Here is a 26,508-nt window from a genome sequence, read left to right as displayed (position 1 = left end):
GGGGTTGCCTCTCGAGGTCAGGATGTCGTTGATTCGGGATCGACGCCGATCTCGATCTGGCGATCGGACAGGAAGCGGTACGGTGGGACCTCCAGATTGATCGGGGCCGGCACCGCCTTGAACACGCGTCCGGCGAAGTCGAACCGGGAGCCGTGGCAGGGACAGAAGTAGCCGCCCGGCCAGTCGTCGCCGACCGAGCCCGGCTCGGGTCGAAACAGGGGCACGCAACCGAGGTGGGTACAGATGGCGATGACCACCAGGAACTCCTCCCGGAGCGAGCGCAGTGGCCCGCTGATATAGCTCGGCTGCTGGGAGGCTACCTCGGCGAGGGGATCGCGAAGCCGGTCGGAGTCGGTAAGCGTCGCCAAGCGCTCGAGGATTGCCGGGGTACGATGCAATACCCAGACGGGCCGGCCGCGCCATTCCACGGTCAACTGCTGTCCCGCTTCCAGCTTGCCGACGTCGACCTTGACGGGGGCGCCGGCGGCCTTGGCGCGCGCACTGGGTTGCCAGGAGGCAACGAAGGGCACGGCCGTGAATACTGCCCCAGCACCGCCGGCCACCACGGTAGCACCGACGAGAAAACGTCTGCGTTTCATGGCTGGCTCTCGGACGTGGATCGCAAGACCGCCGAGCGAGGCAGCGTTACTGCCAGCACTGTAGCCTCGACCAATGCGGCCATGGCCAACACGCCCTGGCGAGCCGGGAGCAGGGCCGTCGCGGCATCGAAGGCGAGCCCGGCGATGAACAGGCTCATGGTGAAACTGATGCCGGTCACCATATCCCTCCCGTACGATATGCCTTACAGGCGCCAGCCATCTGACTCTGCGACCCGGAGCCGCGGAATGAAACGTGGCGTGCGGGCCGCGTAGGCCTGCCATTCCTCACCGAACTGGCGCGCCACCTCGCGCTCTTCGTGGATCGCCAGCCGTGAGTACATCCACACCAATACCGGGAACATGGCCAGGGTCAGCAGGGTGGGCCACTGCAGCAGGAAACCGGCCATCACCAGCACGAAGCCGGCATACTGAGGATGCCGGACATGGGCATAGAGTCCGGTCGTGGCCAGCTCCCCCCGCCGCTGGGCGGCATAGAGCGACCGCCAGCCGGCGGCGATCAGCCAGAAGCCTGCGGCGATGAACACCATGCTCAGTAGATGGAACGGCCCGAAGTGCGGATTGGCCTGCCAGCCGAACAGCATTTCCAGCAGGTGCCCGGCGTCGTGGCTGAACCAGTCCACCTGCGGATAGCGTGACTGCAGCCAGCCCGAGAGGAAGTAGAGGGTCAACGGGAAGCCGTACATCTCCGTGAACAGCGCCACCAGGAAGGCGCTGAAGGCCCCGAGAGATCGCCAGTCTCGGCCCGTCTGTGGCTTGAAGAAGCTGAACGCGAAGAAGATGAAGATCGCCGAGTTGAGAATGACCAGGCCCCACAGGCCGTAGGCCGGCGCGTCGCTACTCATCGTGCCCCCTCTTGTGGTCATCCTGCCCGCCGTGGGACCCGTGCCCGCCATGCCCACCGTGCATGAATACATGCATCAGCGGGCAGGCGAGCAGGATCAGCCAGGGGAGGGCACCGAGCAGGTGCACCTTGTGCTCCTCCCAGAGCAGGAAACCCATCACGGCCAGGGCGATCGCCACCATGAGCCAGAAGGTGCCCTTGCTCGGTCTGCGGTCCAGCCAGCGGTTGTCGTCGTCCATGATCAGATCCTCACCCGGCGCAGTCGCAGCGAATTCATCACCACCGACAGCGAGGATGCGCTCATCGCGAAGGCGGCGAACATCGGTCCGATCAAAAGGCCGAGGAACGGGTAGAGGACTCCGGCGGCGATCGGCACCCCGGCCCCGTTGTAGACCAGGGCGAAGAACAGGTTCTGCTTGATGTTGCGCATCGTGGCCAGCGACAGCTTGCGGGCACGGACGATGCCGTCGAGGTTGCCCTTGACCAGCGTGAAGCCGGCGCTTTCGATTGCCACGTCGGCGCCGGTGCCCATGGCGATGCCCACATCGGCCTGGGCCAGGGCGGGAGCGTCGTTGACCCCGTCGCCGGCCATGGCGACCTTGCGGCCTTGTTCCTGCAATTCACGGATGATGCGCGCCTTGTCCTCGGGCAGCACGTCGGCGCGGATCTCGTCGATGCCCAGCCGACCGGCTACCGCCTTGGCCGTGCGCTCGTTGTCGCCGGTGGCCATGATGATGCGAAAGCCCAGCCGGTGCAGCGCCTTCAGGGCGTCGGGCGTGGTTTCCTTCACCGGGTCGGCGACGCTGACCAGGCCGGCGATGGCACCGTCGAGCACGACGAACATCACCGTTTCCCCCTCGTCGCGGCGGCTGTTCGCGGTCTCGGCGATCCGGGCGCCGTCGAGGCCCAGTTCGGCCATTAGCTTGGCGTTGCCCAGCGCCACCGACTGGCCGTCCACGACGCCCGTGACGCCCTTGCCGGTCACGGCCTCGAAATCGCTGGCCTCGGCGAGGGAGACGCCGCGTTCCTCGGCGCCGGAGACGATGGCCTCAGCCAGGGGGTGCTCGGAGCCTTTCTCGAGGCTGGCCGCCAAACGCAACACTTCGGACTCGTCATGTCCCTCTTCCGGCAGCACCGCTACCAGCTTCGGTTTGCCCTCGGTCAGCGTGCCGGTCTTGTCGACCATCAGGGTGTCGACCTTGGCGAAACGCTCCAGCGCCTCGGCGTTCTTGATCAGCACACCGGCCTGCGCGCCGCGCCCGGTGGCCGTCATGATCGACATCGGCGTGGCCAGTCCCAGCGCACAGGGACAGGCGATGATCAGCACCGCCACCGCCGAGACCAGCGCATAGGACAGCGCCGGTGCCGGTCCCCAGATCGCCCAGGCGATGAATGCGACGATGGCGACGCCGATCACTGCGGGGACGAAGGTGCCCGCTACCTTGTCGGCGAATTTCTGGATCGGCGCGCGTGAGCGCTGGGCGGCGGCTACCATCTCGACGATCTGGCTGAGCATGGTGTCGGCGCCGACACGTGTGGCCTCCATGACCAGGCTGCCCGTGCCGTTGATCGTGGCCCCCGTGACCTTGTCGCCCGAGACCTTTTCCACCGGTACCGGCTCGCCCGAGATCATCGACTCGTCGACGGAGGAGCGGCCCTCGACCACCACGCCGTCCACCGGCACCTTGTCTCCGGGCCGCACCCGCAGGCGGTCGCCCACCTGAACGTCTTCCAGCGGCACTTCCTCTTCGCTGCCGTCGGGCCGGATCAGCCGCGCGGTCTTGGCGGCCATGTCGAGCAGTGCCCGGATCGCCTTGCCGGTGCCCTCGCGGGCGCGCAGCTCCATCACCTGGCCCAGCAGGACCAGGGTCACGATTACCGCCGCGGCCTCGAAGTAGACCCCGACGCTGCCGTCTTCCCGGCGGAAACCGTCGGGGAAGATGCCGGGCGCCAGAACCGCGACGATCGAGAAGAGATAGGCCGCGCCGACCCCCATGCCGATCAGGCTGAACATGTTGAGGTTCAGGGTGCGGAAGGAATTCCAGCCACGTACGAAGAACGGCCAGCCGGCCCACAGGATCACCGGCGTACTGAGCACCAGCTCGATCCACATCGCGTTGCGTTCACCGAAGAAGTCGCGAATGGCCGTGAGGCCCAGGTAAGGGCTCATTGTCAGTATCAGGACCGGAAGCGTGAGTACGGCCGCGACCCAGAAACGTCGGGTAAAATCGACCAGCTCGGGATTCGGCCCTTCATCGCCGACCGCCGCCGATTCCAGCTCCAGCCCCATACCACACAGTGGGCAGGCGCCAGGAGTGATCTGACGCACCTCGGGGTGCATGGGGCAGGTGTAGACGGCGCCGGTATGCCCGACCGGCACCTTGTCGTACTTGCCGCCGCGAACCGGCTCGCTTCCCGCATGGTTGTTGGCATGTCCGTGGCACTGGGCATGCTTATCATGATGGGAAGGCTCCTGAGCGTCGTCGCGTCCCACGGACACGAGGTGCATGCCGCACTTCGGGCAGTCACCCGGCTGGTCGGAGACGACCTCCGGGTGCATCGGGCATGTGTACTGGGAAGCCCCTTGATCGCTGGCTTTTATGGAGCCGGCATCTGGGCCTTCCTTCAGCTGATCGTGATGCGAGTGCTCGCGCCGCGTGATGTGCTGCTGAGTCATGAAGCCGTCTCCGTGACCTTGGTTGGCTGGGGGAATCTCAGGATCTACCTTCCCGCGAGTGAGGGACGCCGTGGTGCCTATGCAGCGTCGTCAATGCCGCAGATCGCGCCTGCGTTGCTCGTATTCCTGCTGATCGATCTCGCCGCGGGCGTAGCGTTCTTGCAGAAGGTCCAGTGCCGTTGGCCGCTGGTGAGAAATGGCCTCGCCCCGGCTTCGGGTCAGGCCACGCACCAGGAGAACGGCCAAGGCAATGACGGCGCCCCAAAACAACACCATCATGAGCCCGCCGAAGAGCATATGCCCCCAACCGTAGCTCCCCATATACGCCATCATGTCGCCCCACATGGTGGAATCTCCTTTCATGTTGAAATACCTTGCCCTGATGTCAGGCTAAAACTTGTGGGTAACCCAAGGGTCAAGAACGATAGCGGTGAAAGCCTGCGGGGCTTGATCCCGGTCAGCTTTCTTCGGTGGAATGGAATCAACCCTGAGCGCATGTGCTGATGGGTGAATCCATGTTAGTGGCCCCCGGCACATCGTGAGTATCGCGTGAGGTATCCGCTAGCTTCCGCCATTGCCCCCAGCGAGGAATGAACATCGGTACTCGTCGCTGATAGCCGGAGATGTCGCTTACGCTGCCAATTCCTTGGCAACATCGAATATGGTCGAAAAACCTGAAACGAGCCTGAAAGACTGCTTGTCGCGTGACATGTGTTGTCCATGGGGCTTGCCTCCCGCCGATTCTCACCGTCCAGAGCGTGTGGCAAAGAAGTTGTAGAGCGGGCCGAAGACCAGGGCCACGTACCAGCCGTAGCCAAAGCTTTCAGCCAGGCCCAGGAAAAAACTTGGCCAGCTCAGCCAGGTGAAACCAGGAAGCAGGCGCAGCCAACTCTCATACATCGCCTGGTCGGGAAATAGCAGGTCGAAGCCGACGCATAGGATGAAGGTCACGGCCAGAAAGAGCCCCAAGCTCAACCCCAGTGCGATCACGGGAATCCGTGGCGTGGCCTGAACCGGCAAGCGGGTTCCGTAACGCGGCTTGGCCGTCGACGGAAAATCGGCATCAGGCATCTTCGTTCTCCGGTTGGGTAGGCAAGGCCTTTGCTGCGGGTGCGAGATACTGTTCGGGTGCGGCCTCGAAGCGCTCCCGGCAGTCACGCGAGCAGAAGTAAAAGACGTGGCCATCGTGGACGCTCGGCTTGGCCCTTTCGGTGCGGACGGTCTTGCCGCAGACGGGATCGACGTCCACGGCTGACGGAATCCATTTCAACCCCTCGGTGGCATGTGAACCCTCTGCGCTATCCTCGCCATGCTTGCTCCTGCCATGGCGATGCCCCATGACATGGGCACCACAGCCAAAGCGCATCATCAAAACATCATCAAAAAGAGGATCGCTGCCCAAAGCAGGAAGTAAAACAGTGCGTTCATATATGCCTCATAGTTACTTCCGCTAAGTCGTGCCCCACACCGAACCCGCGGGCGTGCTCGAGAATGTTCATGTGTTTCTCTTGACGGGGCACGGGCTCCTCCCGCGCGTCGACGTCTGGAATCGCGCGGGGCCAGGGAAATGGGGATGACTTAGACCCTGAAGCGTTGAGTCAAAAGGTAGACTGCAACCGACGATGAGGCGGGAAGGGCACTTGGCGTGCCGCAGGCGGTGACAACTCGAGGCGCCATGACGGGGAACGTCATGCTCAAGGGAAGGGGCTCGAACTCCAGGTCCTCACGCTCCAGGCGCAACAGGGCGCTGCCGGCATGGCGAGTGCCATGGCCATGGTGGCAGTGCGGCCGAGGGTGTTCCGTGTCGATGCGTTCGGCGTTCGCGTGCGTGTCCGAGTGAAGCTCGAGGCCAACCTGGCCAGACGCGGTGGAGGCGGGCACATCCGCCGCCGTGGCGGCGCTGGAGAGCAGCAGTACCATGCCCAGCAGGATGACCATCCCAAGGCGCGGCCAGGCTACGGCGGGCCGCGTGGACCGCTTGGGGATCAGGGCATGCTTGGCCATGCGGAAAAGCTCCTGTGGAAGGAGGTGCTCTTTCACCATAGCCCAGGGGTGGCCCCTTTACCCTTGATCCGCATCAAGTCCATGTGGGACCAACAACCCCGGGGCAGGACCGATGTTGTCGTCTGCAGCAGCGTCATGGAATACTCCCGACGAGATCCGTGCTTCCGGCAACGAGGCGACGCCGATGCCCCGTTCTGTTATGACATGGCTGCTGTGTATCCTGCTGGGTATCGGCCTGGCAGTGCCCGGTGTCGCTGTGGCTGCCAGTGCTGGTCACCATGCCGGTGATGCCTGTGCTGTCGAGTCGGATCGGATTTCGGTTTCGTCATCTGTCGAGCTGGTGGCAGCCGATTCGCATGATGGAGCCATGACCTGCAGTGTCCCCTGCGAAAATTGCACCGCCGGGATACTTCCCACCAGGAGCCAGTCCGGCATTCCTCTATCGCCAACCCTGGCAAGCGTCGCGAACTGGCCGCAGACATTCCCCGAGCGCCTCGATCGCCCTCCACGCGCCTGAGCGACGACCTCCTGCTGGGCATCCGCCCATTCACCCTCGTCGATGTCCCATGGCGACGTCTTGATGACTCCATGCGGTCGTGACGCGTGGTGCCAAACAGGCGGGGCATCACGACAAGGGTCACTGATGATGACTCGCCGATGGGCCCCCTGCCGATGTGGCGAATGATCACCCCCCTTCCACACAGGGATGGACACAAGATGATGCAGTATCCTCAGATCGATCCGATTGCCATCGCCATCGGGCCGGTGCAGGTCCACTGGTATGGCCTGATGTACGTTGTCGGCTTCGTGGCGGCATGGCTGTTGGGTCGCTATCGCGCCCACCGACTGGGCTTGAGCCAGGACGACATCGGTGACTTGATCTTCTACGGGGCATTGGGCGTCGTGCTCGGCGGACGCCTGGGCTATGCCCTCTTCTATGGCATGGACCAGTTCCTGGCCAACCCGCTATGGCTGTTCAGGCTCTGGGAGGGGGGCATGAGTTTCCATGGCGGCCTGACCGGTGTCCTGGTCGCTGCCCTGCTGTTTGCCCGCAAGCACCGTCTCGGCTTCTTCCAGCTCACCGACTTCATCGCTCCGATGGTGCCGATCGGTCTGGGGGCCGGGCGCCTCGGCAACTTCATCAACCACGAACTGCCGGGGCGGATCAGCGACCTCCCCTGGGCCATGGCGTTCCCGCACATGGGATCGGAGCCGCGCCACCCCTCGGCGCTCTACGAATTTGCCCTGGAAGGCGTGGTGCTGTTTGCGGTGCTCTGGTGGCTGTCGCGTCGGCCGCGCCGCCGGGGGCTGATCTCCGGGCTCTTCCTGCTGCTGTACGGCATCTTCCGCTTCATCGTGGAATTCGTTCGGCTGCCCGATCCCCATCTGGGGTTCATCGCCTTCGGCTGGCTGACCATGGGCCAGCTGCTGAGCCTGCCGATGGTGGTGGCGGGGATGGCGCTGGTGGCGTGGTCACGTCGCCAATCTCGTCCTCTGGACGAGCAGCGACACCCGGAAGGTTCCATATCGACTCCCCGATGACAGAGGACAGTGTCATGACGATCGACACCGATGGGTCTGGCCGAACAGGAGTGATTCAGGCTCTGCACTGGCTGCAGGTTGCGGTGGTGCTGCTGGCCGTCGGAAACGCCCCCCTCCAGGCGGCTGGGGCGCCAGACGACTGGCCCAAGGGCCACTACCCGCTGCCCGAGCGGGGCGACCTGATCGGGGAGGACTACACCGTCGAGGCGGGGGCCGAGGAGACGTTGCTCGACCTCGCCCGCGAGCACAACCTGGGGTATAAGGAGATTCGTCGCGCCAATCCCGATCTCAGTGTGTGGATGCCCGGGGAGGGCACCGAGGTAGTGATCCCGGCGCAGCGCCTGCTGCCGCCGGTGCCCCGCGAGGGCATCGTGATCAACCTCGCCGAACTCCGCCTCTACTATTACCCGGAGGTGGAGGAGGGCGAGGCGCCGCGGGTCGAGACCCATCCTATCGGCATCGGGCGTGAAGGTTTCGATACCCCTCTCGGTAAGACCGAGACCACCATGCGGATCGAGAATCCTGCCTGGTACCCGCCCGAGTCGGTGCGTCAGGAAGCGGCGGCGCGTGGCGAACAGGCTCCCGCGGTGGTCCCGCCGGGGCCGGACAACCCCCTCGGCGACTACGCGATCCTGCTCGGCTTCGACGGCTATCTCATCCATGGCACCAACCGGCCGGACGGCATCGGCATGCGTGCCAGCCGTGGCTGCATCCGCATGTTCCCCGAAGACATCGAATCGATCTTCGCTCGGGTCCCCGTCGGCACCCAGGTCAACATCATCGATCAACCGATCAAGGCCGGCTGGCACGAGGGCACGCCCTACGTGCAGGCCTACCAGCCGCTGGAGGTGCAGGAGAACGGCATGGCGCACCTGCTGGATACATTGACGTTGCTGGGTCAGCCTGTCGGTGGGGAATCCATGGCACTCGACTATCAACAGCTGCGCGGGGTGCTGGATGCAGCCGATGGCCAGGCCGTCGCTATCCGACCGGCGCCGGAACCCCAACCCGTGGTGGCCGAGGCGAAGAGCGAGACCGGCGGCATCTACGAACACCTGGGGGGCGACCAGGCCTTGTACGAAGCCCCGGAAGTGTGACGTCCCGGCAGTCAGGTATCGCCTGATTCGCGCCGGGACCGGGGACCACACTCGTGGACGGGCGGCTTCGTCGTCCCGGAACGCGGCCAGGGCGCCATGGCTTTCAGCAACGTGTTGGGCGAGCCTGGCGCGGTGCCACGGAACACGTCGTGACCATGGATGGCGTTACGTCGAGAAGTCGCAGGAAACTCGACGGTTGGATTCCGATCGGCACCCTCAGCCGATCGTGGCCAAGGCCGGGAACCAGTCCACCAGGATGCTGGAGAGCCGGGTGAGCGTCCCCGAGACGATCAGCAAGCCCATGAGGACCAGGATCACGCCTGCGACCGGTCGGGCATAGGCACTCCACTTGCCGAGACTGCCCCGATAGTGGCTGAACTTGTTGAGCAGCAGGGTGCTGGCCAGGAAAGGCAGAGCCAGGCCCAGGGAGTAGGTCGCCAGGTAGAGCATGCCGGCCTGGGCATTGGCGGTGGTCGAGGTGGCCATCAGGATCGCGCCCAGGATCGGGCCGATGCAGGGCGTCCAGCCGATGGCAAAGGAGATGCCGAAGAAGGTCGCCGCCATGGGAGATCCCCCTCGCAGCTCGGGCGACCACTGAAAGCTGCGCTGCAGGACGGGCAGCCGGAACACGCCCGTCATGAACAGGCCGAGCACGATGACGATGCTGCCGGTGATCCAGTTGAGCTCCTGGCGATAGCCGCGAAGGAGTTGGCCGATGCTGGTGACCCCCAGGCCCATCAGGATGAAGACCACGCTGAAGCCGAAGACGAAGAAGGTGCTCAGCAGCAACGCCTCGAAGCGCCGATCTGCCTTGCCGGCACTGCCGCCGGTGACCACCGATAGATAGGCGGGCAGCAAGGGCAGGGTGCAGGGCGAGAAGAACGACAGCAGCCCGCCGAAGAGGGCGCCGATCAGGCCGATGGAGGAGAGCGTTTCCACTGAGCTTCTACCTGGGTGTCATGAAGTGAATGGAGATCGGCCGGCGATTGTCAGGGTTGCCGGCCGGAATTGGTCAGGTGGCGCGTGCTGCCCCTAGGGGGCACACGCGCGATGGAGTATTGGGCTGCAGCGCATCGCCTCGCTTGCCTTCGTCGTCGGCAGCAGCTGGATCCAGGGCCGTGCCTCGGGGATCTCGGCACGGCCATCCAGACAACGATACCGCTCGATGACCGGATCGTGAAAGGCGAACACCTTACGACAGGTCCCATCTACTCTCATCGGGGAATGGGGCAGGTGACCCGCCTGGAGCGCGTGATGGGAGCATGGGGACCAGTCGGCTTATTCACCTGGAACGCGAAGCCTGGAGCGATATCTGGTGGCCGATGCCCCCCAGTTCCACGGTCTGCAACACCTCGAGGGAATCCGGGTCGACGATCCACAGGAGGGGTTCTGCGCGGCTGGTGACCAGCACCCGCCCATCGGTGGGCGCCACGGCGAGATGGTAAGGGGCCGGAGATAGCTCGGCGCTGTGTCCTGTGCCGTCCTCGAGGGAGATCCTGACGAGGCGGTTGTCGCCCTGACTCGTCGCATAGAGCCTCTGGCCATCCGGACTCAGGTCGATGCCGTGAGGTGCCGCGCCGATCTCGTATTCTTCGGCCACACTCCCTGTCGCGAGATCCACCGCCAGAGTTCTCCCCCCGCTATCATCGTTGACGTACAGGCGTTCGCCATCCTCCGAGAGCACCATATGCTCCGGGCTGCCACCGACGCGCATGTTGCGCCGCACGAACCAGTGCTGGGGGTCCACCTCGCTGATGGTGCCATTACCGGCGTTGCTGACCAGTATGCTACCCCCCTCCGCGTGCTGAACCAGGTAATTCGGGTTCGGCCCCGTAGCCAAGGAGGCGATCACCTGGCCGCTTTCCAGCGACACCACGCTGATGCCGCCGCCGGTGGGATGGGTCGAGACGACATGCTGCCCGTCTTGCGTGACCAGGACATGATGCACGGGCCCTGGCACCTCCAGGGTCCTGATGATGCGGCTCGTGGCCGTGTCGGCGACGTAGAGCAGGCCGGTACTTGCTCCCTCCTGCGAGGCCGTTCCGCCATCGCCATGATGGGCCGCGTGCTCGTCTTCTGTCACGCCCTCGGGGCGGGCGATCTTGCTGCCGGGCTCATGGGGGCTGAGACTGCCGAGGATGAGCTGCTCACCGTCGGGAGTCAGGGCAGAGCCATGCGTGTTGATCGTATCGGTCACGGTCGATATCACCTGGTGACGATCGAGGTCGATGATACCCACGGCATCCGCCGTGCCCATCGGCACGAATGCCCGATCGCTGGTCGCCATGGCGGCAGTCGAGGCGCCGAGGACGACGCCGGCTACGAGACAAGCCAGCCACGGTCTCTGCAGAGAGTTTGTCATGAGATGCATTTCCTAAGTGTTGGGGCACCGGGGGCGTGGGCGACTGCCAGCAGGCGGTCGGGGTGTCATGGGACAACGTCGATGAGATCGTCATCGCTCAAGCGTCATCGGCAGACCTCATCGATCATGGCCTGTCAGCACGGGGTTCCTCTAGTGTTCATCCGCGGCCTCCCCCTCGTGATGGCCATCGGGCATGTGGTCGCTCATGGCCTCATTCGCTTCGCCGTGTGTGTGCTCGCGCGGGGCTTCGCTCGACCGGAGCTGATGGGGATGGCGCATGTTCAGTGTCTCCGGAGGGTCGAGGGTGACCCGGATGAAGGGACTTCCCACCGCCTTATGACAGGCGTTACAGACCTGAACCGTCTGCTCCAGCGCCTGGGCGAACGCCTCCCGGTCACGATGTTCGATGAGTTCCGCGAGGTTGTTCAGCGGCCCTGACATGTAGTCGTCGAGCAGAGCACCGTTCTCGGGATCGAAGCGCCGCATCCGGGCGATGATCTGCTGCATCGTCAATAACTCGTGATTGGCCACGGCCCAGTCGCCGGCATCTCCGGCTCGGTGCATGACATGAAAGCGTTCGGCGAAATTCGGCATGATCATGGTCATGTCGGGCTGCAGAGCCTCCAGGCTCGCCTCGACCCTGGCCAGTTCCTCCTCGAGGGAGCCGACTCGGTGCTCCAGGGACTGTGGCTCTAAAGGCGCCGTCGAGGCTGTCTCACCCTCCGCCTGGGGGACGGAATCGTGATCGTCGTTCGCCACGGCAGTCGGTGGGACGACCAGCATCACCAGGAGCGTGGTCACCCCGAGCGGATGGCCCCGATCATTCGTCATCGTGCTGTCCTCTCCGGTTGCGTTGTCCGGGCACCGGCCCATCGGAGGGTCGGGCTTCAAGCGTCTGCAGGGAGCCCTGGCGTGCGGCCGTCAGGCCTACCATCTTTCGCTTCGCCGGTAGGGCTCGTTGAGCCGGAGACTCAGGGACGCAGGCGCTGTGTCAGCAGGAAGAGAGGAAGGGGGGTGGAACGGGCTGGAGGAGAGGGCTTGCCAATTACCGCCGTGAGCAGGTGGGGACAAGGGGTGGCCATGCCGATGGCGGGACCACCATCACCTTGGGGCTCCTGGCGCTTGCCATGGGCCAGTCCCCAGGCTGACGAGTCAGGGCCTTCATCGTGCTGGCAGTGATGGTCGTTTCGCTGCAGGACATCGGCCAGGGTCGTAGTGGAGACGCTGTTCCGGCTGGTGCTGGCTTGCCCCGTCTGCTCCATGGCAGCCAGGGAATGTCCGCTCAGCAACAGGGCAACCACCACTACCAGTCCCACCAGCGCGGACCTGACCCAAGCCAGGGGCAGGAGAGGTGGAACACAGAGCGATGACGGTCGCTGAAACATGTCGAGGCGGTTCCTGGAGAGGTAGCGAGGTTCCATCCCCAACCTTAGTCCATCGGCGAGGGCCCCCGCTTGATGCGAGTCAATTCAGAGGATTCGGCCCATCGCGTCGTTCCGGCGATGTTTGGTCGGGGTACGGCCTCCGGCGCCGATGTGAAGGAAGTGAGCATAGGCCCCTTCAGAAGGCACCCAACGGAAGATCGCCGCAGTGGGCAGGGTCACGGCCCATCGACCATTGGCGGGGGCCTCCTCAGTTATCCGCGCCGTCTCCATGCTTGCCATGCCCCCTGTGCCCTCCGTGCATGAACAGGTGCATAAGCGGGCAGGCGAGCACGATCAGCCAGGGGAGGGCACCGAGCAAATGCCCCTTGTGCTCTTCCCAGAGCATGAACCCCACCACTGCCAGGGCCAGCCCCACCAATAGCCAGAAGGTGCCCTTGCCGGGGCGTCGGTCCAGCCAGCCTGTTTCGTCATTCATGGTCAGATCCTCGTTTGGCTCCAGCGCAGGGAATGGCGTATCACCGATACCGAGCCGAACGACATGGCCGCGGCAGCGATGAAGAGAGGAGTCAATGGCAGCTCCATGGCTCCTTGCTGGCATTGTCCTTGATGTTCTGGTCAACGAACCGGTAGTGGTCTTCCTTGAAGCGCGTCCACCAGCCATGGCTGATCTCGATGGCGTGCCAGGCGAGGATCGCCTCGATATGGTCGATGCACAGCCGCGACGCATCATAGGCCATGCTGAGTTTGTGCTTGTCGGTGTCATAGGTGACTCGCTCGAGCCCGTACAGCTCATCGATCTCTCCCATGGCGACGCGTAACTCATCCTTATCGCAGGGCTCGAGCTTCAATTTGCGAGTCACCAGGTTGACCTCGGAGACGCCGAGACGGTGTTGATTCTTTGACATACGAAACACTCCCTCAGTCGTTTTCGTCATGCACAGTCAGATCCACGTCTGGTGTAAGTTCAGAGCATTGCCCACCACCGACACCGAACTGATCGCCATGGCGATACCGTCTTACCCCTCAGCCCAGGGCATCGTTGATGCCGTTGCAGGCCCTCGGCCTGTATCGCTTCCGCCTTTCCGGCTTCTGCTTCCGGCAGCACCTCAGCGATGCCTAGGTGCTTGGGATCCGTCGATTTGCTCAAAGCCTAAAACCCTTGGGTAACGCAAGGGTCAAGCGAGAGCGGGGCACCATGGAGGCGGATAGCTCCGAACCTTGATCGACGTCATGTTAATCGCGCCATTCGGGGCCCAGGGCCGACGCAGCCGAGCCCCAGGCTGCATGGGCAGAGCCTGGTTGTGGTTCAGGGACAGGTAAAAAGGGACATGATCGACTCGGGGTCGTCATGCTCCAAGGACAGGCCCGGCTGGCGACTGCCGTACGCTGACCGGTCACCCGAAGTGCAGCCAGCGCCTGAGGGCCGATCGCACGCGTGCTGGCGTGGCCTTCCAGGCCAGGGGGAGCAGGGTGATGGTGCCGAGCGCGAGCACGGTGAAGGCCGCGCGGCGCAGATCGTCGGAGGCGAGTTCGTCGCCGAAATGCGCCAGCAGGAAACTCGCCGGCAACACCCCCAACAGCGTCGCGATGGCAAAGCGCCAGGCCCTGAGAGGCGAGAGTCCCGCCGCGTAGCTGATGACGTCGAACGAGACGAACGGCATGAGCCGAGTGGCGAAAACGGCGGCCATCAGGGTGTTCTGGGAGCCGAGGAAACGGTTCAGCAGGTTCGGAGTCGCGCGCACGCCCAACCAGGCCCTCAGGGCGTCATACCCCAGCAGGCGGGCAATGGAGAAGGCGATCAGTGCGCCGGTTCCGGAACCGATGGCGACATAGAGCGTCCCCCAGGCATGGCCATAGGCCGCGCCGGCGGCAAGCGCGATCGGGGCGCTGGGGATCGGACTCATGACGATGGCCAAGGTCATCAGGCCAATGACCAGGACCGGACCCAGTGGGCCAAGCCGTATCACCGCCTGCTCGAGGGTGTCGCCGTCCAGCAGGGTATCCAGCATTCCGGTGCGCCACAGCACCAGAGCGGAGGCAAGGAAGGCGGCAAGCAGCGCAACGCCCAGAAGGATGCGCCGCCTCGAGGCTCGGGACAAGCGGGAAGGGGCGCCGTCCTCCCGGTTCTGCTGCCTGGCCATGTTGCCCACTCTCGATCTCCCATGCCTGTCGTTGCACCCACTCGGGCTCCTCGACGATGAAGGACCGCCGGTCGGGGGGCCATCGACGTGTCCTAACGGTGTGCCCGCTTCAATCGACGAAACCCCAGGACGGCGGCGGCGATCGCCAGTAGCACCATCACGCCGAGCACCCACGTCGGCGCATAGAAGGTGGTATAGAGCTCCCACCCCAGCAGTCGGGGCAGGGCAGAGAAGAAGGTCGGGGCCCCGGCCAGGTGACCGCCCAGGGTGCCGGTCAGCGCGAACAGCCAGGTGCCCAGCAGTCCCAGCACCACCAGTGCCAGGCCGCGCGGGCCGCTGAAGGCGTCTCGCCCCCCGACCCACACCAGCACGAGCAGTATCAGGTAAACCGCCAGGGACCAGAAGGCCATCAGCAGGTGGTTGCGCGTCAGCGGGCTGTGCAACAGGGCCTCGAGGGACCAGATCCCGTAGCCGCTGAGCAGGGTGGCGAGGGCCCCCAGGACACCGAGGATCAGCACCGGCAGGAGGGCGGCCTGGCAGAGGTCGGCGAGCCATCCCTTGGCCAGCACGCCGACCAGGATCATCAGGCTGGCCAGCGCCCAGAAGGCGACGGGGAAGTGGGCGAGCATATGGTGCATGCCGGTCATGGTGTGCCTCCCGAGTGATGGCGTCTGAAGGCGGGCAGCAGGCCGATGAACAGGCCGGCCAGCAATAGCAGGCCGGCGACCAGGGTCAGGGCCCACTGGCGCTGGATGGCGTCCTGGAACTCCATCTCCACCCCATAGTGGGCCAGCTGGCGCTCGTCGTGGTGGGCTCGCACCGGAAGGCCCGCCGCGATCTTCTCGGCGCCGGCATGGGCCTCGCCGATCAGCAGCGGCCAGTCGACCTGTCCGGGGTAGTAGAGCGTCAGGTCGAACCACGGCTGGGACCAGTCCGGCGTGCCCTCCGTCACGGAGGAGGCGAGGATGTCGGCCTCGCGTCCCAGGCCGAGGGAGTAGGGGAGGGACACGTAGTGCCAGCGGCTGCCGGTGGCGTTGCGGTGCACGGCGAAGGCCAGATCATAGCGGCCCTGGGAGGCGAAGGCCTTGTCGTCCGGCTGGCCGGTGTCGAGGTCGCGGACCAGGGTCACGTCCCAGTAACCGTCCGACCAGCGGGCGTCGCCGGCGACCCGGATGTCGCCCCGGGAGCCCTCGCCCTCACGAAGTAGCCGGCGGGGGATGACGTCCCCTTCCTGCCAGTCGTGGTCGGGATCGAAGGGCACGGCGAAGGACTCGGCGAGGTAGTAGAGACCGTCGAAGTCGACGCGCTCGGCGGTGACATCCTCCCAACGCAGGGCATGACGGCCGGTGGCCTCGGGGTCGAACATCCACTGGGGCCGGGTGTTCTCGGCGTCCCAGTTGGTGGTGTAGGGCCCCCGGCCGGCGTCGCTGTGGCGATGCTCCCCGACCCACTGGTCGTCCGACATGCCCACCGCATTGGAGCGGCCCGCCCGCCAGTGCCAGAGATCGAGGAAGTAGCCGCTCGTCTGCTGGTCCGCCAGCTGTGGCTCGTCGACGATGCTGTCTCACTCGGCGACGTCGCGACGCGTCTCGGGCAGGTGCTTGCGCACCTCGGTCTGACCGAGGGTCTCGCCCAGGTAGGGGTGGGTGGCCACGGCCTCGGCGGGAGCCTCGTCGCTGAAGAACCGCATGCGGTCGCCCACGGTGACGTAGCCGCCGTAGCGCCCGAAGTCGGGCACGCCGCCGTCGTCGACCAGCATGGTCACCCGGTCCTCGTAGGTGCCTTCCGGCTGGGGGCCGACGGTAGAGGCGCCATGGCGGACCCACCCGCCGTCCGTGTAGCGCAGCATGTCGTGATAGATGTGCGGTCGCTCGGTCGGCCAACGATAGCGGAACCAGATGCGTTCCTCGTCATGGGCCACCTTGACCTGCAGCGGCATGGTCAGCGGATCGGGGATGTAGAGGTTGCGGGCCTGATCGTCGTGGATCACCCCGCTTCCCTGGGTGACCCAAGCCAGGCCCAGGCCCACCAGGCCGCCGGCTAACAGCAGGGGAATCGCCTTGTCGCTCATGCCGGGCTCCCAAGGTAGCAAGGATGCATTCAGCATAGGCACCCTTGACGGCAGGCCACTTGATTGTGGTCAAGCCTTCTTCGGTCGTCACGGCAGAGGCGTCCCAGGGAGACGCCAGCGCGTCTCAGCGTTTCGGCGATGGGGGGCAACGCCGCCGGGCTCGACTACTTCGAGCCGTCATGTCGGGCCATTTCCTCCGGCGCGAGGGGCCTGTAACAGTGCCAGGCGCAGGCCGATCGGCGCCGCGATGGTGGTGACGATGGCGACCAGCACCACCACCGAGAACAGATTGGCGACGATGGCGGAGTCCGCGGCCCCCGCGTCGAACAACCCGGCGCGCAGCGCGATACCGGCAATAATCAGCTCGACGGCCCCGCGAGCGCTCATGGCGGTGCCGATCGCCCAGGCTTCCGGCGCCGGGATACCGAATAACCGAGCCGGTAGTGCAGCACCGAGGAGCTTGCCGAGGAAGGCGACGATAATGAGTATGAGCAGGAACAGAGGGACTTCCCGGATGGCCGACAGCTCAAGTTCGAGTCCGATCGAGGCGAAGAAAATGGGGGCCAGAAACCCGTTGGTGATGGCCGCAACCTTGTGACGCAGGTCGTCGTACAGCTGGCTGTTGACCGTCTCACGACCGAAGAACAGACCGGCGGCGAAAGCGCCGAGGATGAAATGCAATCCCAGCAGCTCCGCCAGCAAGGAGAACAGGGCGCCTATCACCAGGATAAAGCTGAATCCCATCTCCTCGACCCCCAAGCCGACCACGAAGCGGGCCAGTGGCGGCATCAGGAAGGTGCCAAGCGCGTACACCAGGACTACGAATGCCAGCACGCGCAGGGGGATCAGCGCGAGGGGCAGACCCTCCAGGAACTGGCCGTTCCCGAGGGTCGCGGTCAAGATGCTGAGCAAGACCAGGCTCAGCAGGTCGTCGAACACGGCGGCCGACACGATCAGCCGGCCGATGCGGGTATTGAGCCGGTTCATGTCCATCAGCACCCGTATCGTTACCGGTACTGCGGTGATGGACAGTGCGGTACCGACGAACAGTGCTTGGGCGAAGCGCAAATCGGACGAAGGCAGCCAGAGCCAGGCGACGAAAAAGCCTGCCGAAAGCGGCAGCACCATGGCGCAGGTTGCCACGACCATTGAGCGGACACCGGATTCGACCAGTTCACGGGGGCGCATCTCGAGGCCCCCGAGCAGCATCAGAAAGAAAATGCCGAGATCGGTGAGTGCCATGACGTGGTGTTCTTGGCCAAGTTCGATCAAGGCAGGGTCGAGGGTGAAGCCGGCCAGTATCAGGCCCAAGGCGACCCCGGCGATGAGTTCGCCGACCAGCATCGGTTGCCCAAGCCTTGTCGCGATCAAGCCGCCAAGTCGGGTTGCCACCAGCAGTACCAGAACGATTAACAGTGTTTCCATGGTGAACAGTCTGGTCAGAACTCCCCTTCAGCATAGCCTTTCGACAGCTGGGGAACTGGCGGTGGCCAATAATCGCGACCAACAGGCAGCATTGGCACTTTCACGAATTGGCAGTCAGAATTAAAGACCATCGACCATTGATGCCGTGGAGGATGGGCGCCCAAGCCCTTTAGCCATAACATTGGTCGAATAGTTGTTCTGAACGAGGATGAAACAGGAGTGTGTTCACAGTGTCGAAAGATAGGTGAGCCGGATGTGACGAATGGAAAGAGTCTCACCAGAGACCCTGGAAAATTATTACGCAGCGGCGGGGGCGGTAATGTCGATTGCAGGTTGGGATGTATCAACCAGATAGCATTCATAACCGACTCCGCGCAATCCGCACCGGCATCGAGACCTATCAGGAGTCGGTGGTCTATATGCGCGATGATATATCATATCTATCGCTCAGAAGGCTTTGGAGTTCAAACCCGGATTGAAGTTCAGACAGGCTCGAAGAGTATCATCGCCAGACTCAACGTCATCGAGTCCGATGCCGGGTTATTACCTTCAGGATTTATCGGATTATCGAAAATCGCCTGGGAAAGATTGAAACTGAGTCAGGGGCAACAGGTGGCGACCAGCCACCCGGCCTGGGTCAATTCCCAGACTCAGGTGCGCCGTAAGATCTTCGCCCCCAGCGAGAGCCAGTTCCAGGCGATTATCCGGGATATTCTGAATGAAGAGCATCCTTAGGCTGATATTTGCTCATTACAGCCGGAAACAGGGTATCTTGTCTCGGTGAAGGCCGTGAGCATCAGCCTCACGGCTTCTTCGCCGCACCTGGTGGCACGAATGGAGTAAGTGGCTGAGCCTGATGCAAAGCAGGGTGGATAGTCATCCCTGCGCCACTCTTCGGATACCAGCCTTGGCGCGCCATGGGGACGGTCCGGCGCGAGCGAAAGAGGGGGAGTCCATGAGAATTACCTTCCTTGGTGGAACGGAAACCGTGACCGGTTCCAAGTACCTGATCGAGACCGCCAATACCCGGCTACTGGTCGATTGTGGTCTCTTTCAGGGGTTCAAGTGGCTGCGCGAGCGTAACTGGAAATCGTTGCCGCTGAACCTTGCATCGCTGGACGCGGTACTGCTGACCCATGCTCATCTGGATCACTCCGGCTATCTGCCTGTCCTGTATCGCCAGGGGTTCCGCGGACCCGTCTACACCCATCATGCGACCCGGGAATTGTGCCGCATCCTGCTGGCCGACAGCGGTCACCTGCAGGAGGAGGATGCCAGGTTCTATGCCAAACATCGGATCGGTCGGCACCGATCGCCGCTGCCCCTCTATGACCGCCGCACCGCCGAAGACTGCATTGAGTTGTTTCAAACGGTCGGGTTCGATGAAGAGGCGTCGATAGGCGATGTTCGTTTCCATCTACAACCAGCCGGTCATATTCTCGGGGCCGCCAGCATCATTCTGGAAGCAGAGGGAAAAAAGATCGGATTCTCCGGTGACGTCGGACGGCCGAACGATATCTTCATGCAACCCCCGCGGTCGTTACCCGGTCTCGACCTGTTACTGCTGGAGTCGACCTACGGTAATCGTCGGCATCCAGACGCGGACCCTTGGGCACAACTCGCGGAGGCGGTCAACCTCACGGCCCACAGGGGTGGCGTGGTGCTGATCCCCTCCTTCGCCGTCGGTCGGGCGCAATTGCTGCAGCATATGCTGACGACGCTGATGGCGAACGACGCCATTCCCCGGCTACCCGTCTATCTCGATAGCCCCATGGCGATCAACGTGTCCGACATCTATTGCCAGTATCGCGATCAGCATCGACTCTCACCAGAACAGTGCCGCGCGATGTGTGATGTGCCGGAATATCTTCGCTCGGTGGCTCAGTCGAAAGCGTTGTCCGGACAAGCCTATCCCCATGTCATCATCGCCGGCAGTGGCATGGCCTCAGGCGGCCGCATTCTGCACCATTTCCGCCGCTTGCTTGGTAATCCCAGAACGACGGTTCTCTTTACCGGCTATCAGGCCGGTGGGACCCGCGGCGCGAAAATGACCTCCGGTGCCGATGCGGTCAAGATCCATGGCAAGTGGGTACCGATCCGTGCCACCGTCAAGGTATTGGAGGGGTTGTCCGGTCATGGCGACTATCTGGAAATCGCGGAGTGGCTGGGGAAGAGCGCACTGCCACCGGATACTCCGATTCAGCTCGTTCATGGCGAGCCGGAAGCACTCGACGGCATGCGCGATTATCTGGGTCGCCATACGGCCTTCCGGGCCGAGGTGGCCAGGCATGAAATGGCCCTGGAGTTATAAGGAGACGCTGCATACAATCCGCTGCTGCTGCCGAGTGCGTGATAGCTGGATGCCGTGATGTATGCAGCGTTGCCCTAAAGCAATGACCGGAATGGGTAGCAGGCAAGAAAAAGGCCAGCTTTGGCTGGCCTTGAGTACGACAGGCAGGTCGTCAACCCTCGAGCAGCATCATTCGACGTTGAGGTGAAGAGTATAGCGGTTGGAAACCTCGTCGGCGCTTCCCATAGCGGTGCCACTCACCTCGAGAATATAAGTGCCGGGTTGAAGCCGCTCCGAGATAAGCAAGTGACCGCGAGTGTCGGAATCCCTGGAGATGAGCTTACCTGATGCGTCGTAGAGTTCGCCTTCGATCATCGTGACAGCACTGGACTCACCCGCGAAGTGCTCGCTACTGATCTCGATCGTTTGATCACGATCTATTTGCACTTCATAGCGCTTGGGATCAGCGGAACTCAGGATCTGGGTATCGGTCACTCCCGGTTCAAGCTTTATCGGTCCGCTTGGTTGATTGCCCGTGACGGCGAAAGAAGCTGACGAGAACAGGCTCAACATCGCTGCACTCAGGAATACGACTTGACGCTTCATGGGATACCTCCTTGGCTGGTTGACGATTCCAGTATGGAGGTGGAAGCTGAAATGACACTGAAATGAATGAAAAGCGCCACATGGAGCATGTGGCGCGAAGAAAGTGACGAGGCAGGACTCAATACCAGAGTCGTAACCCGGCCACGATGCCGGTGTCTTCCACGTCCTCCCCTTCAGCACGGGCGAGATCGGCCGTTTCGCCGTAGGCTTTCTCCCAGTAGGCACCGAGGTAGGGCGCAAACTTTCGCGTCATCTCATAGCGCAGCCGTAGCCCCGTGCGTATAGCGTTTATCCCTTCGCCAATGCCGAATTCTGGGACATCATCGCCCGCTACCGCGATCTCCACTCGAGGTTGGAGATACGTTCGCTGTGTGAGCCGGAGGTCGTATTCACCTTCCAGGCCGGCCGAGACTTCCCCCTCATCGCTGACCCTGAGATCGAGGTCGGTCTCGAAGCGATAGGGAGCGAACCCCTGCAGGGTGATGACCCCGAAGTAGCGTTCAGGGTGATCGTCGGTGGCAATGCCTCCCTGATAGCCGATACCTCCCTGAAGCTCCCAGAAAGGGGCGATCAACCGACTATACAACAGGTCGAGGTTCTCGAATTCTGCGGCTTCGTCATCCCCCTGGACGTTCTCGCCCTCCCCCTTCAGGTAGACCCGGTTGACGTCGCCGCCATACCAGGCACGAAAGTCCCATACCAGGGCATCTTCCCCCTTGTCGGGTGTGGCGTACTCGAGGCGGTCGACGAGTAGAGAGCCACGCGAGTGCTCGACGATCGGCGAGGGCCAGTCCTGTGGCGCATCGTAACCGTCCTCGGCCTGTAGGCTGGTGGCGGCCAGCATGACAAGGCTGGTGCCGATCGCCATGGCAATGATCTTGGGATTCATGAGCACTCCTTACGCGACTTTGACGACCCGGAACATGCCGGCATCCATGTGATAGAGCAGATGGCAATGGAAGGCCCAGCTACCTTCCGCATCGGCGGTAACCAGCGCGGAGATTCGTTCTCCGGGCTTGACGTTCAGTGTGTGCTTGCGGGGAATCAGCTCACCGGCGCCGTTCTCCAGTTCCATCCACATGCCATGCAGATGAATGGGGTGCTCCATCATGGTGTCGTTGACCAGGATCAGTCGCAGGCGCTCATCCTTCTCGAAGTGGATCGGCCCGGTGACCTCGCTGAATTTCTTGCCGTCGAAGGACCACATATAGCGTTCCATGTTGCCGGTCAGGTGAAGCTCGAGCTCGCGGCCCGGCGGGCGGCGATCCGGCCAGGGACGTATCGCCTTCAGGTCGCGATAGACCAACACGCGACGCTCGCGCGGGTCGATGCCGATGCCTGGCTGGTCGAGACGGGAGCCGGGTTGCGCCACGCCCACGGGCAGCATTCCATCGGCCTCCCGGGGGGGCATCTTATCCTTGCCGGCCATGTTGCCATGCTCCATGCCTTGCATGCCGGCGTGATTCATGCCGGTCATCTCGGAGTGGTCCATGTTTTGCCCACCGGCCAGATCCGAGCCTCGCATCCTGGCATGATCCATGCTTTGCTTATCGACCATGCCCGACATGTCCATACCCCCATGAGTGCCCATGGCTTCCATGCCGCGATCGGCGATCCGGCGCCGCACCGGGATGGCGGCGGCCATGCCGAGCCGCGGCGCGAGGGTGCCGCGCGCGAAGCCGCTGCGATCCATGGACTCGGCGAATAGCGTATAGGCCGTATCGGCCTCAGGGGTCACCAGGACGTCATAGGTCTCGGCGATACCGATGCGAAACTCTTCGACGGGGACGGGTTGGACCGGCTGACCATCCGCTGCCACGACCGTCATCGTGAGTCCCGGTATTCGCACATCGAAGTAGGTCATGGCCGAACCGTTGATGATACGGAGTCGCTGTGTTTCGCCGGGCTTGAAGAGGGCCGTCCAGTTCTGTTGCGGCGATTGTCCGTTCATCAAGTACGTGTAGGTACTGCCGGTAACATCGGCGATGTCACGGGAACTCATGCGCATCTGGGCCCACATGGCTCGCTGAGCGGCGGTATCGGCGAAGCCGTTTCGTTCCACGTCGGCGAAGAAGTCAGCGACCGTTCTTTCCTGGAAGTTGTAGTAGCCTTCACCGGTCTTCAGGTTATGGAAGATGGTGGCGGGATCCTCGAAGCTCCAGTCGGTCAACAGCAGCACATGCTCCCGGTCGTAGCGGAAGGGCTCACGCTCGGCAGCGTCGATGATCAGGGGCCCGGCATGGCCGAGCTGTTCCTGAAGCCCAGAGTGACTGTGATACCAGTAGGTGCCACTCTGGCGCACGGGGAAGCGATAGGTGAAGGTCTCCCCCGGGGCGATGCCGGCAAAGCTGACACCGGGCACACCATCCATCTCCGGTGGCAGGATCAAGCCGTGCCAATGGATGGAAGTGGGCTCCTCCAGCAGGTTCGTGACCCGCAGCACGGCATCCTCGCCTTCCCTGAGGCGAATGAGGGGACCGGGACTGGTGCCATTGATGCTGATGGGACGGGCGGCCTTTCCCGCGACCGGTGAGGTCTCACGGCGAATGGCCAGCGAGACGTCGGGGCCGTGCTCGGTGCCTTGCGGGTATACCGCGGACTGGCCCCAGGGATTGGCCCAGGCCGGGGTGAGCCCCAATGCCATTGCGCCGAGTCCCATGGCGCTGCCGCCCTTGAGGACCTGGCGGCGGGTCAATGGGAATACAGGATGCTTGGCCGTTGTCATGCATGACTCCTTTCCAGGATGATAAGACGGAGTCGATGATGCCGTGGCTAGCTGAACCCTGACTGAATGGGGGAGCCGGGTTGAGGAATATGGATCGTGACCCGCAGGCCCGAGTCGGGAGGTGACTGGAAGTCGACGGATCCGGCATAGTGATCGAGCAGCTGGATTAGGATCGACAGTCCCAGACCGTGGCCCGGGCGGCCCTCGTCGAGGCGTTGCCCGCGTTGACCCAACCGGGTGAGCTGTTCTTCCGGAACCCCGGAGCCATCGTCTTCTACCACCAGACGCAAGCCGTCGGTGAGCGTAGCGTGAATGCGGATGGTGTGGCTCGCCCACTTGCCGGCGTTATCCAGCACGATGCCCACCATCTCCATGAAGTCCTGTCGCTCCATGGCGAGGCTCGCCGATTCGTCGAGTGTCCCGCTCCAGCGGAATTCCTTGTCGGGATAGAGGGACTGGAACATGTCCAACATCCCTTGGATCTCCCGCCGAATGACGGTGTGCTGGCCGGCATCGGGGCCGGCGATCCTCGAGCGCCGCAACTCGGCATTCAGTTGAGCCTGCATGTCTGCCAGGCGAGCCAGTATCTTGGCCCGTCGCTGCGGATCGATGGGACGACTGCCCCGCATGACCTGCATGATCGCGGCCAAGGGGGTCTTCAGCGCATGCGAGAGATCGGCGACGGCATGCCGCGAACGCTTCAGGCGGCTGTCCTGCGCATCCATGAACCGGTTCAGTTGGGTGACCAGCGTCTCGAGTTCCGTCGGCACCGTCAGGTCCAGGCGTGCCCGCTGTCCCAGGCGGAGCTCGTCGAGTTGCCGCTGCAGTTGCGCGATGGGGCGCAGTGCGGCCCTCACCGCCAACAAGTTCAATATGATGAGCAGTAGCAGGACCAGGCCGGCGATGATCCCGATCCACCAAGTCAGCCTGATCAGTCCCGTCTCGACACGATCGAAATTTTCGCCGACCAGCAGGACGCCCTCGTGACCGGCGACCGAGAAGGGGCGGCGATAGACGAGCAGGTGGCTGCCTTGGCGATGCACGTCGAGCAGCGCGTCATCCTGAACCTCCAGCAGCGGATAGAGCGTGTCCAGCCAGGCAGGATGCGAGGTCGTGACCTCGCCGTCCAGGCTCAGTACGTAGAGGTGGTGGAAGACTTGCGCGGCCAGGCTCGACGGGGCCGTTAGCGGGGGGCGCGTCGTCGGTTCTTGGCGCAACTTGTCAAGGGTGTACTCGGCTTCTTCGCGTAGGCGGTCGCCGAGGAAGTCACGGGCCAGGTCACGCAGCAGTATGCCGTGCAGCAGCCAGGTCACCCCCACCACGATGAGCGCCGCGCCGCCCAACCAGACGAGTAGCCTGATTCTCAGGCTGCGACGATCAAGAGGACGCAAGGATGTACCCCTGGCCGCGACGCGTCTTGATGACGTCCTTACCCAGTCGGCGGCGCAGGCGCCCGATATAGACCTCGACGAGATTGGGGGCCGGAGCATCCTGTTCCAGGGTGTAGAGCTGGTCGAGAAGCCGCAGCTTGGAGTGGACGCGATCCGGGTGGTGCATCAGGAAGCGCAGCAGCCGAAATTCGGTGCCCGTCAGGGACTGCCAGGTATTGCCGTCGGTGCTCACCCGTTGCTGGTGCTCATCGAGATGAATGCCATTGACGGTCAAGACGTTGCCGGTATTGCCGTGCTGACGCCTGAGCAGGGCATGCAGCCTGGCCAGCAACTCTTCCTCGTGGAAGGGTTTGGTCAGATAGTCATCGGCCCCACGGCGCAAGCCAAGGACCTTGTCTTCCCAGGTATCGCGAGCCGTGAGGGCCAGGATGGGTTGCCGATAGCCTCGTCCGCGCCAGCGCTCGAGCAATTCGAGACCGGAGCCGTCGGGCAGTCCGATATCCAGGATGACGAGGCCATACTCCTCTGTCTGCATCAGGGAGTCGGCCACACGCAAGCGTGTGGCCGTATCAACGCGGTACCCTTCGTCGCTCAGGGTTTCCGCCAGGCTCTCGCCGAGCAGGTCATCGTCTTCGAGAAGCAGTAGCTTCATGGCTTATCCTTCGATCCGGATGTCACCGTTCATGCCTGCCTCATAGTGTCCTGGAATATTACAGGCGAATTCCACTTCCTTGACGTCATGAGGCGCGGTCCAGACCAGGGTAGCGGTTTCGCCGGGGGGGATGGTGACCGATGGCATGTTGGCGGCGTCATCCTGTCCTCCGCCATGATGGCCACCCCCCATGTCGTGTCCACCGCCGGAGGCCATCTCGCGCATCATCTCGCGATGCTGTGCCTGCGCCTCGCTGTCACCGATCACGAATTCATGCTCGAGATTGCCGGCGTTGGTGATCTCGAACTTCACCGTCTCACCGGGAGTGATCTCCAGCTTGCCGGGCGTGAACCACATGTCACCCGCTTCGAAGGCGAAGGTTCGATCGATCGACGGTTCAGTGTCGGCTTGGGAATTACCGCTGCCGTGCCCGGCACCGGCCAGGGCGGTGGTGGACGCCAGGCCAAAAACGGCTACGAGAAGTGTCTTACGCATCTTGATACCTCTGTCGAGTCAGTGGGCCGTCCATTTCTAAGCCATCAAGCTGAATCGGGGCTGAATGCCGAACGGGGCATAGCCATGGACAGTGATTACCCGATCTCATGTTCCAAACGGTGAGGTATCTTCTGGGCATATGATCGAGCCAGGCCGGAGGGACACCCTCCGGCCTGGCTCGCAG

General features: G+C 63.4%; 29 protein-coding genes. 4 read left to right on the top strand and 25 right to left on the bottom strand.

Features of this window, described 5'->3' with window-relative positions; translation table 11 throughout:
• Positions 1–17: 17 nt before the first annotated feature.
• The 9 genes from petA to BEI_RS11600 form a co-directional block, all read right to left on the bottom strand.
• Entirely contained in the window at positions 18–599 is a 582-nt protein-coding gene (gene petA / locus BEI_RS11640) for a ubiquinol-cytochrome c reductase iron-sulfur subunit (RefSeq protein ID WP_097789687.1), read from the bottom strand.
• Positions 596–781, bottom strand: coding sequence for a Na+/H+ antiporter NhaA (locus BEI_RS11635; protein WP_097789686.1), 186 nt, complete (start codon positions 779–781; stop codon positions 596–598). The genes petA and BEI_RS11635 overlap by 4 nt, the downstream gene beginning before the upstream one ends.
• A 21-nt stretch (positions 782–802) precedes the next feature.
• Positions 803–1,462 carry a methyltransferase family protein gene (locus BEI_RS11630; protein ID WP_097789685.1) on the bottom strand — a complete coding sequence of 220 codons (660 nt, stop codon included), beginning with the start codon at positions 1,460–1,462 and terminating at the stop codon, positions 803–805.
• A complete protein-coding gene (locus BEI_RS11625) occupies positions 1,455–1,700 on the bottom strand; it encodes a DUF2933 domain-containing protein (RefSeq protein WP_097789684.1) in 246 nt (81 codons plus the stop codon). Before BEI_RS11625 ends, BEI_RS11630 begins: the two co-directional genes overlap by 8 nt.
• 2 nt (positions 1,701–1,702) lie before the next feature.
• On the bottom strand, positions 1,703–4,138 hold the full coding sequence (locus BEI_RS11620) for a copper-transporting P-type ATPase (protein WP_227644459.1): 2,436 nt from the start codon (positions 4,136–4,138) through the stop codon (positions 1,703–1,705).
• Positions 4,139–4,228: 90 nt separating this feature from the next.
• A complete protein-coding gene (locus tag BEI_RS11615) occupies positions 4,229–4,483 on the bottom strand; it encodes an SHOCT domain-containing protein (protein ID WP_097789682.1) in 255 nt (84 codons plus the stop codon).
• A 399-nt stretch (positions 4,484–4,882) separates the two neighbouring features.
• A complete protein-coding gene (locus BEI_RS11610) occupies positions 4,883–5,209 on the bottom strand; it encodes a DUF5676 family membrane protein (protein WP_227644458.1) in 327 nt (108 codons plus the stop codon).
• The gene (locus BEI_RS11605; protein WP_227644457.1) at positions 5,202–5,507 is read right to left on the bottom strand and encodes a YHS domain-containing protein; all 306 of its coding nucleotides are present in this window, start codon (positions 5,505–5,507) and stop codon (positions 5,202–5,204) included. The genes BEI_RS11610 and BEI_RS11605 overlap by 8 nt, the downstream gene beginning before the upstream one ends.
• 209 nt (positions 5,508–5,716) lie before the next feature.
• On the bottom strand, positions 5,717–6,142 hold the full coding sequence (locus tag BEI_RS11600) for a hypothetical protein (RefSeq protein ID WP_097789681.1): 426 nt from the start codon (positions 6,140–6,142) through the stop codon (positions 5,717–5,719).
• A 717-nt stretch (positions 6,143–6,859) separates the two neighbouring features.
• Between BEI_RS11600 and lgt the strand changes: the two genes are divergently transcribed.
• Together lgt and BEI_RS11590 are read left to right on the top strand one after the other, a co-directional pair.
• Positions 6,860–7,684 carry a prolipoprotein diacylglyceryl transferase gene (gene lgt, locus BEI_RS11595; protein WP_097789680.1) on the top strand — a complete coding sequence of 275 codons (825 nt, stop codon included), beginning with the start codon at positions 6,860–6,862 and terminating at the stop codon, positions 7,682–7,684.
• Positions 7,685–7,698: 14 nt separating this feature from the next.
• On the top strand, positions 7,699–8,781 hold the full coding sequence (locus BEI_RS11590) for a L,D-transpeptidase family protein (protein WP_097789679.1): 1,083 nt from the start codon (positions 7,699–7,701) through the stop codon (positions 8,779–8,781).
• Positions 8,782–8,997: 216 nt separating this feature from the next.
• On the opposite strand, the gene BEI_RS11585 is transcribed toward BEI_RS11590, so the two are convergent.
• The 10 genes from BEI_RS11585 to BEI_RS11545 all read right to left on the bottom strand — a co-directional run bounded on the left by BEI_RS11585 (position 8,998) and on the right by BEI_RS11545 (position 18,165).
• Positions 8,998–9,720, bottom strand: coding sequence for a cytochrome c biogenesis CcdA family protein (locus BEI_RS11585; RefSeq protein WP_097789678.1), 723 nt, complete (start codon positions 9,718–9,720; stop codon positions 8,998–9,000).
• Positions 9,721–10,063: 343 nt separating this feature from the next.
• Positions 10,064–11,143, bottom strand: a complete 1,080-nt coding sequence (locus BEI_RS11580) for a YncE family protein (protein WP_097789677.1) — start codon at positions 11,141–11,143, stop codon at positions 10,064–10,066.
• Between the two features lie 150 nt (positions 11,144–11,293).
• Positions 11,294–11,974: a hypothetical protein gene (locus BEI_RS11575; protein ID WP_097789676.1), complete on the bottom strand. Its 681-nt coding sequence runs from the start codon at positions 11,972–11,974 to the stop codon at positions 11,294–11,296.
• 801 nt (positions 11,975–12,775) lie between these two features.
• Positions 12,776–13,003 (bottom strand): DUF2933 domain-containing protein, encoded by a 228-nt coding sequence (locus BEI_RS11570; protein ID WP_097789675.1) that lies wholly within the window; start codon positions 13,001–13,003, stop codon positions 12,776–12,778.
• 91 nt (positions 13,004–13,094) lie between these two features.
• A complete protein-coding gene (locus BEI_RS11565; protein WP_097789674.1) occupies positions 13,095–13,433 on the bottom strand; it encodes a hypothetical protein in 339 nt (112 codons plus the stop codon).
• 489 nt (positions 13,434–13,922) lie between these two features.
• Positions 13,923–14,669, bottom strand: coding sequence for a TVP38/TMEM64 family protein (locus tag BEI_RS11560; RefSeq protein WP_227644700.1), 747 nt, complete (start codon positions 14,667–14,669; stop codon positions 13,923–13,925).
• 92 nt (positions 14,670–14,761) lie between these two features.
• Positions 14,762–15,316: a heme ABC transporter permease gene (locus tag BEI_RS11555; protein WP_097789673.1), complete on the bottom strand. Its 555-nt coding sequence runs from the start codon at positions 15,314–15,316 to the stop codon at positions 14,762–14,764.
• Positions 15,313–16,209 carry an ethylbenzene dehydrogenase-related protein gene (locus tag BEI_RS19505; RefSeq protein WP_464388552.1) on the bottom strand — a complete coding sequence of 299 codons (897 nt, stop codon included), beginning with the start codon at positions 16,207–16,209 and terminating at the stop codon, positions 15,313–15,315. Before BEI_RS19505 ends, BEI_RS11555 begins: the two co-directional genes overlap by 4 nt.
• Before the next feature lie 24 nt (positions 16,210–16,233).
• Positions 16,234–16,740: an ethylbenzene dehydrogenase-related protein gene (locus BEI_RS19500; protein WP_464388548.1), complete on the bottom strand. Its 507-nt coding sequence runs from the start codon at positions 16,738–16,740 to the stop codon at positions 16,234–16,236.
• Between the two features lie 177 nt (positions 16,741–16,917).
• On the bottom strand, positions 16,918–18,165 hold the full coding sequence (locus BEI_RS11545; RefSeq protein WP_097789672.1) for a cation:proton antiporter: 1,248 nt from the start codon (positions 18,163–18,165) through the stop codon (positions 16,918–16,920).
• Between the two features lie 426 nt (positions 18,166–18,591).
• Here BEI_RS11545 and BEI_RS19000 point away from each other — a divergent pair, with 426 nt between their 5' ends.
• Both BEI_RS19000 and BEI_RS11540 read left to right on the top strand, forming a co-directional pair.
• Entirely contained in the window at positions 18,592–18,900 is a 309-nt protein-coding gene (locus tag BEI_RS19000) for a hypothetical protein (protein WP_153045787.1), read from the top strand.
• A 220-nt stretch (positions 18,901–19,120) separates the two neighbouring features.
• Positions 19,121–20,476: an MBL fold metallo-hydrolase gene (locus BEI_RS11540; RefSeq protein WP_097789671.1), complete on the top strand. Its 1,356-nt coding sequence runs from the start codon at positions 19,121–19,123 to the stop codon at positions 20,474–20,476.
• Between the two features lie 168 nt (positions 20,477–20,644).
• Here the strand turns inward: BEI_RS11540 and BEI_RS11535 are convergent, their stop codons facing one another.
• The 6 genes from BEI_RS11535 to BEI_RS11510 form a co-directional block, all read right to left on the bottom strand.
• Complete coding sequence (locus BEI_RS11535) at positions 20,645–21,061, bottom strand: T9SS type A sorting domain-containing protein (RefSeq protein ID WP_097789670.1); 417 nt, start codon at positions 21,059–21,061, stop codon at positions 20,645–20,647.
• Between the two features lie 118 nt (positions 21,062–21,179).
• Positions 21,180–21,950, bottom strand: coding sequence for a copper resistance protein B (locus BEI_RS11530; protein ID WP_097789669.1), 771 nt, complete (start codon positions 21,948–21,950; stop codon positions 21,180–21,182).
• Positions 21,951–21,959: 9 nt separating this feature from the next.
• A complete protein-coding gene (locus tag BEI_RS11525) occupies positions 21,960–23,786 on the bottom strand; it encodes a copper resistance system multicopper oxidase (protein ID WP_097789668.1) in 1,827 nt (608 codons plus the stop codon).
• Positions 23,787–23,833: 47 nt separating this feature from the next.
• On the bottom strand, positions 23,834–25,177 hold the full coding sequence (locus tag BEI_RS11520; protein ID WP_227644456.1) for an ATP-binding protein: 1,344 nt from the start codon (positions 25,175–25,177) through the stop codon (positions 23,834–23,836).
• Positions 25,164–25,829 (bottom strand): response regulator, encoded by a 666-nt coding sequence (locus BEI_RS11515; protein WP_097789667.1) that lies wholly within the window; start codon positions 25,827–25,829, stop codon positions 25,164–25,166. The genes BEI_RS11520 and BEI_RS11515 overlap by 14 nt, the downstream gene beginning before the upstream one ends.
• 3 nt (positions 25,830–25,832) lie before the next feature.
• Complete coding sequence (locus tag BEI_RS11510) at positions 25,833–26,324, bottom strand: cupredoxin domain-containing protein (RefSeq protein WP_097789666.1); 492 nt, start codon at positions 26,322–26,324, stop codon at positions 25,833–25,835.
• Positions 26,325–26,508: the final 184 nt, after the last annotated feature.

Origin of the sequence: Halomonas beimenensis, from assembly GCF_002549795.1 — a bacterium.
Lineage (GTDB): Bacteria > Pseudomonadota > Gammaproteobacteria > Pseudomonadales > Halomonadaceae > Halomonas > Halomonas beimenensis.
This window is presented reverse-complemented; position numbering and strand designations above follow the sequence as displayed.

Excerpts from the sequence above, each read along its gene's own strand:
- petA (WP_097789687.1), bottom strand. The coding sequence starts at position 599 with ATGAAACGCAGACGTTTTCTCGTCGGTGCTACCGTGGTGGCCGGCGGT.
- BEI_RS11635 (WP_097789686.1), bottom strand. The coding sequence starts at position 781 with ATGGTGACCGGCATCAGTTTCACCATGAGCCTGTTCATCGCCGGGCTC.
- BEI_RS11630 (WP_097789685.1), bottom strand. The coding sequence starts at position 1,462 with ATGAGTAGCGACGCGCCGGCCTACGGCCTGTGGGGCCTGGTCATTCTC.
- BEI_RS11625 (WP_097789684.1), bottom strand. The coding sequence starts at position 1,700 with ATGGACGACGACAACCGCTGGCTGGACCGCAGACCGAGCAAGGGCACC.
- BEI_RS11620 (WP_227644459.1), bottom strand. The coding sequence starts at position 4,138 with ATGACTCAGCAGCACATCACGCGGCGCGAGCACTCGCATCACGATCAG.
- BEI_RS11615 (WP_097789682.1), bottom strand. The coding sequence starts at position 4,483 with ATGTGGGGCGACATGATGGCGTATATGGGGAGCTACGGTTGGGGGCAT.
- BEI_RS11610 (WP_227644458.1), bottom strand. The coding sequence starts at position 5,209 with ATGCCTGATGCCGATTTTCCGTCGACGGCCAAGCCGCGTTACGGAACC.
- BEI_RS11605 (WP_227644457.1), bottom strand. The coding sequence starts at position 5,507 with ATGATGCGCTTTGGCTGTGGTGCCCATGTCATGGGGCATCGCCATGGC.
- BEI_RS11600 (WP_097789681.1), bottom strand. The coding sequence starts at position 6,142 with ATGGCCAAGCATGCCCTGATCCCCAAGCGGTCCACGCGGCCCGCCGTA.
- lgt (WP_097789680.1), top strand. The coding sequence starts at position 6,860 with ATGATGCAGTATCCTCAGATCGATCCGATTGCCATCGCCATCGGGCCG.
- BEI_RS11590 (WP_097789679.1), top strand. The coding sequence starts at position 7,699 with ATGACGATCGACACCGATGGGTCTGGCCGAACAGGAGTGATTCAGGCT.
- BEI_RS11580 (WP_097789677.1), bottom strand. The coding sequence starts at position 11,143 with ATGACAAACTCTCTGCAGAGACCGTGGCTGGCTTGTCTCGTAGCCGGC.
- BEI_RS11575 (WP_097789676.1), bottom strand. The coding sequence starts at position 11,974 with ATGACGAATGATCGGGGCCATCCGCTCGGGGTGACCACGCTCCTGGTG.
- BEI_RS11570 (WP_097789675.1), bottom strand. The coding sequence starts at position 13,003 with ATGAATGACGAAACAGGCTGGCTGGACCGACGCCCCGGCAAGGGCACC.
- BEI_RS11565 (WP_097789674.1), bottom strand. The coding sequence starts at position 13,433 with ATGTCAAAGAATCAACACCGTCTCGGCGTCTCCGAGGTCAACCTGGTG.
- BEI_RS11560 (WP_227644700.1), bottom strand. The coding sequence starts at position 14,669 with ATGGCCAGGCAGCAGAACCGGGAGGACGGCGCCCCTTCCCGCTTGTCC.
- BEI_RS11555 (WP_097789673.1), bottom strand. The coding sequence starts at position 15,316 with ATGACCGGCATGCACCATATGCTCGCCCACTTCCCCGTCGCCTTCTGG.
- BEI_RS19500 (WP_464388548.1), bottom strand. The coding sequence starts at position 16,740 with ATGAGCGACAAGGCGATTCCCCTGCTGTTAGCCGGCGGCCTGGTGGGC.
- BEI_RS11545 (WP_097789672.1), bottom strand. The coding sequence starts at position 18,165 with ATGGAAACACTGTTAATCGTTCTGGTACTGCTGGTGGCAACCCGACTT.
- BEI_RS19000 (WP_153045787.1), top strand. The coding sequence starts at position 18,592 with ATGATATATCATATCTATCGCTCAGAAGGCTTTGGAGTTCAAACCCGG.
- BEI_RS11540 (WP_097789671.1), top strand. The coding sequence starts at position 19,121 with ATGAGAATTACCTTCCTTGGTGGAACGGAAACCGTGACCGGTTCCAAG.
- BEI_RS11535 (WP_097789670.1), bottom strand. The coding sequence starts at position 21,061 with ATGAAGCGTCAAGTCGTATTCCTGAGTGCAGCGATGTTGAGCCTGTTC.
- BEI_RS11530 (WP_097789669.1), bottom strand. The coding sequence starts at position 21,950 with ATGAATCCCAAGATCATTGCCATGGCGATCGGCACCAGCCTTGTCATG.
- BEI_RS11525 (WP_097789668.1), bottom strand. The coding sequence starts at position 23,786 with ATGACAACGGCCAAGCATCCTGTATTCCCATTGACCCGCCGCCAGGTC.
- BEI_RS11515 (WP_097789667.1), bottom strand. The coding sequence starts at position 25,829 with ATGAAGCTACTGCTTCTCGAAGACGATGACCTGCTCGGCGAGAGCCTG.
- BEI_RS11510 (WP_097789666.1), bottom strand. The coding sequence starts at position 26,324 with ATGCGTAAGACACTTCTCGTAGCCGTTTTTGGCCTGGCGTCCACCACC.